Annotated in this window: 7 protein-coding genes, 1 pseudogene and 1 riboswitch; of the genes and pseudogenes, 1 reads left to right on the plus strand and 7 read right to left on the minus strand. The window is 74.3% G+C overall.

Features of this window, described 5'->3' with window-relative positions:
* Nucleotides 1-18: 18 nt before the first annotated feature.
* Complete coding sequence (locus E1283_RS26470; RefSeq protein WP_132820669.1) at nucleotides 19-642, plus strand: sulfite oxidase-like oxidoreductase; 624 nt, start codon at nucleotides 19-21, stop codon at nucleotides 640-642.
* On the opposite strand, the pseudogene E1283_RS26475 reads toward E1283_RS26470, so the two are convergent.
* From E1283_RS26475 to thiO, 7 genes and pseudogenes are all read right to left on the minus strand, one after another.
* A pseudogene (locus E1283_RS26475) lies at nucleotides 609-1120 on the minus strand (TIM barrel protein). The gene E1283_RS26470 and the pseudogene E1283_RS26475 overlap by 34 nt on opposite strands.
* 79 nt (nucleotides 1121-1199) lie before the next feature.
* Entirely contained in the window at nucleotides 1200-2018 is an 819-nt protein-coding gene (locus E1283_RS26480; RefSeq protein WP_132820670.1) for a transglycosylase SLT domain-containing protein, read from the minus strand.
* Between the two features lie 407 nt (nucleotides 2019-2425).
* The gene (pknB, locus tag E1283_RS26485; protein WP_132820671.1) at nucleotides 2426-4378 is read right to left on the minus strand and encodes a Stk1 family PASTA domain-containing Ser/Thr kinase; all 1953 of its coding nucleotides are present in this window, start codon (nucleotides 4376-4378) and stop codon (nucleotides 2426-2428) included.
* A gap of 125 nt (nucleotides 4379-4503) precedes the next feature.
* The gene (locus tag E1283_RS26490) at nucleotides 4504-5643 is read right to left on the minus strand and encodes a DUF4190 domain-containing protein (protein WP_165956248.1); all 1140 of its coding nucleotides are present in this window, start codon (nucleotides 5641-5643) and stop codon (nucleotides 4504-4506) included.
* A 273-nt stretch (nucleotides 5644-5916) separates the two neighbouring features.
* On the minus strand, nucleotides 5917-6750 hold the full coding sequence (locus tag E1283_RS26495; protein WP_132820673.1) for a thiazole synthase: 834 nt from the start codon (nucleotides 6748-6750) through the stop codon (nucleotides 5917-5919).
* Between the two features lie 2 nt (nucleotides 6751-6752).
* Nucleotides 6753-6968 carry a sulfur carrier protein ThiS gene (gene thiS, locus E1283_RS26500; protein ID WP_132820674.1) on the minus strand — a complete coding sequence of 72 codons (216 nt, stop codon included), beginning with the start codon at nucleotides 6966-6968 and terminating at the stop codon, nucleotides 6753-6755.
* Nucleotides 6965-8152 carry a glycine oxidase ThiO gene (gene thiO, locus E1283_RS26505; protein ID WP_132820675.1) on the minus strand — a complete coding sequence of 396 codons (1188 nt, stop codon included), beginning with the start codon at nucleotides 8150-8152 and terminating at the stop codon, nucleotides 6965-6967. Before thiO ends, thiS begins: the two co-directional genes overlap by 4 nt.
* Nucleotides 8148-8259, minus strand: a riboswitch (TPP riboswitch). It overlaps the preceding gene by 5 nt.
* Nucleotides 8260-8415: the final 156 nt, after the last annotated feature.

An 8415-nucleotide genomic window follows, 5' to 3' on the forward strand; every position in this document is an offset into this window, starting at 1 on the left:
GTCTGTCACCATGGAGGCATGGGTCAGCCGGACAACCGAGCGGGGGAGGCGGGGCGGCTGCCCCCGGGGCAGCGACCGCAGCGCGGCTGGCCGGTCACGCATTACGGGCCGGTGCCCCGATTCCGGCCGGAGCGCTGGGAGTTCCGGGTCTTCGGTGCCACGGCCGACGGCGACAAGCGCTGCTGGAACCACGAGGAGTTCTCCGCGCTGCCGTACGAGACGGTCGTCGGCGACCTGCACTGCGTCACCAAGTTCAGCATGCTGGGCGAGGAGTGGGGCGGGGTGCGGGCCACCACCATCCTGGAGCTGGCGCCGCCGGCCCCCGAGACGACACATGTGATGGTCTGGGCGGAGTACGGCTACAGCGCCAACCTGCGGCTCGCCGACTTCACCGCGGAGAGTGTCATCTTCGCCACCCACCGGGACGGCGAGCTGCTCACCGCGGAGCACGGCTTCCCGCTGCGGCTGATCGTGCCGCACCTCTATGCCTGGAAGGGCCCCAAGTGGGTGCGCGGCGTCGAGTACATGACGGCCGACCGGCGCGGCTTCTGGGAGGAGCGCGGCTACCACAACCTCGGGGATCCCTGGCGGGAGCAGCGCTACTCGTATCAGGAGGAGCCGGGCGACGGCCCCGAGCTCTGAGCCTCCCCGGCGGGTCGCCGCTCGCGCAGCTCCTTGAGCCGGGCGACGTCGGCGGCGTGGCCCGACTGGCCGCCGGGCGTCTCGACGACCAGCGGCACGCCGGCCGTCGCCGGATGGCGGAACAGCTCGGCGAAGGGCTCGGCGCCGAGGTGGCCGGCGCCGATGTTCGCGTGCCGGTCGCGGTGCGCGCCGGCCGGCTCCTGGGAGTCGTTGGCGGGGATCAGCCGAAGCCGCCCCGGCCCCGTGACGGCGGTCAGCTCGTCGAGCAGCGGGCGCAGCAGCCGCCGCACCTGGGCGAGGGCCGCCGCCCTGGTCCGGCCGCCGGTGGCGGAGCCGGTGTGCACCACGACGCCGTGCGCGCCGATCTCGCGGGCGCGGCGCAGCGAGTGACGGAGCGACACCATCGAGCGTTCCGCGGTGGCGGGGAGGGAACGCCGACGGCGGCCAGGCCCCCGGCTACGGGGACGTGGCCGCCGATCGGATTGCGTTCGCGATGCTGAGAACTGCTCACCGACCCGGAATGCCGGGCCGGTAGGGCGGATTCGGCACGGGCCCGGTCAGTAGGGGCCGTTGACGTTGTCGATCGAACCGTAGCGGTCCCACGCGTAGTTGGCGGCCGCGACGATGTTGGCGACCGGGTCGTAGAGGTCGTACGGCGTGCCCTCGACGTGATAGGCGTCGAACGTCGGCTGAATGACCTGGAGCAGACCGATGGACGGCGTGCCGTTGATCGCGTTGATATCCCAGTCGTTGACCGCGCTGGGATTGCCGCTCGATTCCCGCATGATGTTGCGGTAAAGGCCGTCGTAGCTGCCGGGAATTCCGTGCTGGGCCATGATGTCGAGCGCCTCGCGGATCCAGCCGTCGAGGTTGTCGGCATAGGTGGTCGCGGTGGGCTCGGCGGCCGGGGCGGCCACCGGCTCGGACACCGGCTCCACGGCCGGCTCGCTCGCGGCCTCGGCCGCCGCCTCGGCCTCGGCCTCCGCCGCGGCCTGCTCGGCGGCGGCCTGCTCGGCCTCCTCGGCGGCGCGTGCCTCGGCGGCCAGCCGCTCGGCCTGCGCGACCGCCTCCTGGGCCTGCCGCTCGGCCGCGGCCGCGTTGGCGGCGTCCACCACGGCCACTCGCTCGCTGTCGGCCCGTCGCTCGGCCAGCTCGGCGCGGACGGTCTCGGCGCGCGCCTGGGCCTCCTTGTGGGCGTTCTGCCCCGGCTGGGCGGCCGAGTCGGCGCGCTGCCCCGGCACGTCGCCGGCGCGTACGTTCCAGCCCAGGCTCTGCGGCTCGGTGGCGTCCGCCGACGCGGGCACCACGGTGAGCGCGAGCGCCGCCGCGCCACAGGTGGCCAGCGCGGCGGCGGTGGTTCTCTGCAATCGGGTCATCCGGGTCTTGACGCCGGGAGTGGAACCGGTGGTCTGAGCGGGCATTGCGGGGACCTCGTTCTCTCGCGTGGGGATCGCGGGCGATCGCGGGGGATTGCGGGGATCGCGAGGAACTTGTTAACAGCCTTTAAAAAGCGAATGCAATGACCGCCAGTACTACTTGCATTAGTGTTTCGCGGAAATGGCGGAACCCCGGCGCCGGGATGGCGCCGGGTATTCGGCCTCAGGGGACACCACTAGGGGGCTTCGTATGTGATGTACACCCTGTGATCGGCATCACACGAATGCCGGAATTTCACTGCGGCAAAGGGGAATAAGGAGAAGGATGCCCGGATTTGGTGGGATTTTATGATTGATGCCCGTCGTTGTCCGGCGGGCATCGCGACCCCACGTGAGCGCGGTGTGCCTCAGCGCACCCAGATGGTGATGGTCGCGCCACGTGGCGCGCTGTCACCGCTGTGCACCGACTGGTTGAAGACCGTGCCGGTGAAGAACACCCGGTTCACGTTCACCTCGAACCCGGCCTCCTCCAGCGTGTCCCGGGCCTCGTCCTCGCCCATGCCGCGCACGTCGGGCACCACGATCATCTCGGGCCCCTTGGAGACGGCGAGGGTGATGGTGTCGCCCGCCGCCGCCGACCGGCCCGACCGCGGATCCTGGGTGGCGACCGTGCCGGCCTCCTCCTCGGAGAACACCCGCTCGGGCGCGATCCCGGTCTCGAAGCCCGCCGCCTCGAGACGCTGCCGCGCGGTGCCCTCGGGCAGCCCCACCACGTTCGGCACCGGGATCTCCTCACCCCGGCTCACCACCAGGTCCACCGGCGTGTCGGGACGACGCTCGGTGCCGGAGCCGGGATCGGTCTCGATCACCGCGCCCCGCTCCACCTCGGCGGAGAACCGCTCCTCCACCTCGCCCACCGTCAGCTGGGCCTCGGCGAGCTGGTCCCGCGCCTCCTCCAGCGGGATGCCCCGCAGGTTCGGCACCACGGTGACCGGCGGGCCCTGCGAGACGGTGATGGTGACCGTGTCGTTGCGCCGCACACGCTCCCCGCGCTCCGGGTCCGACGAGATGACGAGACCCGCCTCCACGGTGTCGGAGAAGTCCTCCGCCACCCGGACGTCGAGCCCGGCGTCCCGCAGCTCCGCCTCGGCCTCCTCCTGGCTCAGCCCGAGCACCCCTGGCGTCCGCAGGAACTGGCCCGCGTTGACGTACCAGACGCCCGCCCCGATGCCGAGCGCCAGCAGCGCGCCCACCACCAGGCTGACCACGCCGCGGCGCGACAGCCGGCGGGCCCGGCCCACCGTCGGCGGCTCCTCGGGTGGTGGCGGCGGCAGGTCGATCCTGGCGGTGTGGGACACGCCGTCCCCACCCGCACCCGGCCCGTCGGGCCCGGTGGCGCGCACCCCGGGCGGCAGCGGCACGATCCTGGTCCGGTCCTCCGAGCCCACCTCGCCGGTGGCGGCGGCCGGTGCGGCCGGGGGCAGCACGACCGTGGGCTGGGCATCGAGCTGCTCGTCGCTCAGCCCGCTCCTGGTCGCCCTGACCAGCCCGAGCAGCGCGGCGGCGTCCGCCGGGCGGCGCTCCGGGTCGCGCGAGGCGGCCCCGGCCACCAGGTCGTCCAGCGCCGCGGGCAGCCCGGGCGCCGCCTCGGAGGGGGCCGGCACGTCGTGGTGCACGTGCCGGAACAGCACCTGGGCCGGCGTGTCGCCGGTGTGCGGCTTGGCCCCGGTCAGCAGCTCGTAGAGCAGCACCCCGCAGGCGTACACGTCGGTCCTGGGGTCGACCGTGCCGCTCTCGATCTGCTCGGGCGCCAGATAGGAGACGGTGCCGAGCAACGACCCCGTGGAGGCCGAGGTGGGCCCCTCGGCCCCGCGCACCAGACCGAAGTCGGCCACCTTCACCCGGCCGTCGTCCCCGATCAGCACGTTCTCCGGCTTGACGTCCCGGTGCACGAGACCGGCCCGGTGCGCGGCCGCCAGGCCGGCGAGCACCGGCTCGACCACGTCGAGCGCGGCCCGCGGCTGGAGCGCCCCGCGGTCGCGCAGCACGTCCCGCAGGGTGCAGCCGGCGACGTACTCCATCGCCAGATAGACGTAGGGGCCGTCGGTGCCCTGGTCCAGCACGCTCACCACGTTGGGGTGGTCGAGACGGGCGACGGCCCTGGCCTCGCGGATGAACCGGTCCGTGAACGCGGAGTCCCCGGCGAGCCCGGGGTGCATCACCTTCAGCGCGAGCACCCGGTCGAGCCGGGTGTCCACGGCCCGGTAGACCGTGGCCATGCCGCCGACCGCGATCCGCTCGACCACGCGGTAACGGCCGTCAAGTTCATGCCCGATCAGCGGGTCCTGAAGGGTGTCCACGGTGGGTCAGTTTACGAGCCGTCCGGCGGCCCCTGACGGTTCACGACGAGGTCGGGGCGGTACTGCAGCCGAACAGTGACCGAACGCGATGCGGTCCGGCCGTGGTGCGGCCGCGGCGGCCGACGTCAGCCGATGGCCAGGTCGAGCAACGCGCGGATCTCGTACTCGATCTCGACACCGAGGGTCGTGTAGCCGGTCTCGACCCGCAGGTCGACGTCCGCGGCCGTCGTCCCGTCCGCCGCCGCCCGCCAGTGCTCCAGGCTGTCCTGCCTGGCCGCCACCAGCTCGTCGACCAGCCGCGACAACTCGCCGTGCCAGGCCACCGCCGTCAGCGCGTCGGCCTCGCGCGCCACCGTGTCGGCCATCTCCCCGGCCCACTCGGCGCGCACGGCCACCGGATCCTCCGGCAGCGGCTCGCGGGTGATCAGGGCGTCCAGGGGCCCGGTGACCTCCAGGTACCGGAGCGCCCGCGGGCTCATCTCGTCCTCCCGGCCGCGCAGCGAACCGCCGGTCAGCTCCGCGCCGTCCGTCCTGCCGAAGAAGCACAGCACCTCGCGGTCGCCGTACCCCCAACCCCTCTCCTCCGGGTAGTAGTAGGACCAGGTGACCTCCAGCGGGATCTCCCAGACGTCGAGCACGTAGGAGGGGAGCACGTCCATGCACCCCTCGTCGGCGACGCGGAACACCGCCTCCTCGCCCGGATACTCCGCGCCGAAGTCGTCGTACTCGTCGACGTCGAACGCGGCGAACACCTCGGACCCGTGCGGGTCCTCGCAGGCCAGCAGCGTGACGAAGGAGGTGGCGTCCTCGTCCGACTCGTCCCGTTCGACGTCGGTGGAGAAGCAGTCGCCGGCCGTCAGTTCGAAGACGGAGATCTCCGTCCCGCCGGCTCCGCCGTCCTCCGGCTCCCGCTCGGCCGTCTCCGGGCGCGCGGGGGCGACCGAGGCGCGGTCGCCCCTGGGGTCGTCGTCGAGCACGGTGTACGGCACGAAGACGGCGAGCGCGAGGATCTGCGCCCCCGCGACCCCGATCGCGCCGACCGCCAGCCCCCGCCCGCGCTCGCCGGACACGGCGACGCGGGACAGCGCCACGATGCCGAGGATCAACCCGACCGGAAAGAACCCGAAGGCGAACACCAACGCGGTGACGGCCATCCGCTCCCAGCGGCGGCGCCCTGCCGGCGGCGGCCCGCCGGCCGCCGGGTGGGCGTGCCCGGGCCCCGGCCAGCCGGCGGGAGCCGGAAAGTACGCGGGCACGGCGGGCACGGCCGGCACGGCGGGCACGGCCGGCGCCGGCCGTGCCGCGCCGTCGTTCCCTGGCGCCGGGCCCGGCGCTTCGCCGGATGCCGGGTCCGACGGCCCGCTGCTCGCGGGCTCGGCAGCGCCAGGGGCCGCCCCAGGGGTCGGGACCGGCGCGCCGCCAGGCGAGACCGGTGTCGACATGGATCCCCCCACGAGAACGTTGCTGAGTGCTCCCCCTCGGCCCGGCGGCCGGCGTCCCTGTGACGCTCGTGGATCGTATATCAGTACGACTTATGGTCAGTTCGTGAAAGCCGGCCGCTCCGGGTCGAGGGCCGCGATGCCGTCCGTCGGGGACGACGCCTCAGCGAAGTGCCGTCGCGGGATGCGGCCCGCCAGAAAGGCGAGGCGGCCGGCGGTCACGCCGTGCCGCATCGCGTCGGCCATCGCCACCGGGCGCCTGGCCCTGGTGACCGCCGAGGCCAACATCACGCCGGCGCAGCCGAGTTCCATCGCGAGGGCCGCGTCCGACGCGGTGCCCGCGCCCGCGTCCAGGATCACGGGGACGCCGGCCCGCTCCGTGATCAGCTGGAAGTTGTGCGGGTTGCGGATGCCCAGGCCGGAGCCGATCGGTGAGCCGAGCGGCATGACGGCCGCGCAGCCCGCCTCCTCCAGGCGCCGCGCGAGCACCGGGTCGTCGTTGGTGTAGGGCAGCACCGTGAAGCCGTCGTCCACCAGCGTCTCGGCCGCCTCCAGGGTGCCCACCGGGTCCGGCAGCAGGGTGCGCTCGTCGGCGATGACCTCCAGCTTGATCAGGCCGGTGCCGAGCGCCTCGCGGGCGAGGCGCGCGGTGAGCACCGCCTCGCCGGCGGTGTGGCAGCCGGCGGTGTTCGGCAGCGGTCGGATGCCGAGTTCGTCGAGGACCGAGAGCACGGAGCCGCGCACCCCGGGGTCGAGGCGCCGCATGGCCACCGTGGTCAGTTCCGTGCCGGACGCGGCGAGCGCGTCGCGCAGCACCGTCAGGCTGGGCGCGCCGCCGGTGCCCATGATCAGTCGCGAGGTGAGCCGCAGTTCGCCGAGCACCAGCGGATCGGGGTCCTCGACCGGCGCGGTGGGTACGGGCGTGTCGGACACGGTCAGCCTCCCTGGACGGCGGTCAGCACCTCGACGCGGTCGCCGGCGGCCAGCTCGGTGGCCGCCCACTGCCCGCGCGGGATCACGGTCTCGTTGACGGCGGCGGCGATGCCGCCCGGCGCCGCGCTCAGCTCGGCCACCAGCACCGCCAGCGTGGTGCCGGCGGGCACCGGCCGCCCCTCGCCGTTCACGGTGACCCGTACGTGCGCGGCGCTCATGCCGGCACCTCCCTGTTCTCGGACGTGGCGAACCGGCGGGCGTGGAACGGGCGTGCGTAGTCCGGCAGTTCGCCGGTGGTCAGCGCCTCGGCGAGCGCCTCGCCGGTGATCGGGGCGAGCAGCACCCCGTTGCGGCCGTGGCCGGTGGCCAGGTGCAGCCCGTCGAGGCCGCTCGGGCCGAGCAGCGGGGCGTTGTCCGGGGTGGCTGGCCGTAGGCCGGCCAGCGTCTCCACCAGCGGCAGTTCGGTGATGCCCGGCACCAACTCGTGGGCGTCCCGCAGCAGCTGGTACACGCCGCCGGCCGTGACGGTGGTGTCCCAGCCCAGCTCCTCCGTCGTCGCCCCGACCACCAGCTCGCCGCTCAGCCTCGGCACCAGGTACACCTGGCCGCCGCGCACCACCGCCCGCACCGTGCGGGAGAGGAACGGCGCGTAGCCGGGCGGGATCCGCAGCCGCAGCACCTGGCCCTTGACCGGCCGCACCGGCACCGCGACCTCGGGCGGCAGCCCGGCCAGCCCGCCGCTGCGGCAGCCGGCGGCCAGCACCGACTGCCCGGCCGTCACCCGGGTGCCGTCCGCCAGCACCACCCCGGTGGCCCGGTCGCCGGTGACCGTCAACTCCCGCGCCTCGTCCCGGTGGAACGTCACCCCGGCGCGTTCGCAGGCGGTCAGCAGCGCGGCCGTCAGCCGGCGCGGATCGGTCTGGTGGTCGCCGTCGACCCGCAGCCCGCCGCGTACCCCGGGCGCCAGCATCGGTTCGAGCCGTCGGCACTCGCGGCCCGTCAGCCAGCTCGCCTCCAGGCCGCAGCGCCGCCGCAGCAGTTCGATCTCCCGCAGCTCGGCCCGGTCGTCGGCGTCCAGCGCCACCTGGAGCGTGCCGCAGGCGCGGTAGCCGACGTCGGCCCCGGCGGCCTCGACCAGCTCGGCGGCGAACGCCGGATAGCGGGCCGCGGACGCCAGGTTGAGGTCGAGCAGCGCCTCCTCGCCGTGGTGCAGTTCGGTGACGGCGGCCAGCATGCCGGCGGCCACCCGCGCGGCGCCGCGGCCCGGGGCCGGATCGGCCACCGCCGTCCGCAGCCCCCGCTGGGCGGCCCGCCAGGCCGTGACCAGGCCGATGACGCCGCCGCCGATCACCAGCACGTCGGGACGCCCGCCGGAACGCCCCTCGTCGGTACGCACGCCCATGCGCCTGCCTCCTCCCTTCGCCGGCATGACCCGGATCAGGTTCGTACGGTCGGAGGCCGGACAGCCTCCCTCTCAGCCCGGTCCGCCGGGCTCCCGTGGGTGCGGTTTGCTCGCGCGCCAGCCTAGTACCAGGGCCCACCGGCCGGAACGCCGGGCGCGCCCCTCGTAGGCTTGCCGGCGTGAGCGAGCGACGCGTCGTGGTGGTGGGAGCCGGCCTGGCCGGAGTACAGACCGTGGTGGAGCTGCGGGGGCAGGGCTGGGAG

The organism is Streptomyces hainanensis, assembly GCF_004348415.1.
GTDB lineage: Bacteria > Actinomycetota > Actinomycetes > Streptomycetales > Streptomycetaceae > Streptomyces > Streptomyces hainanensis.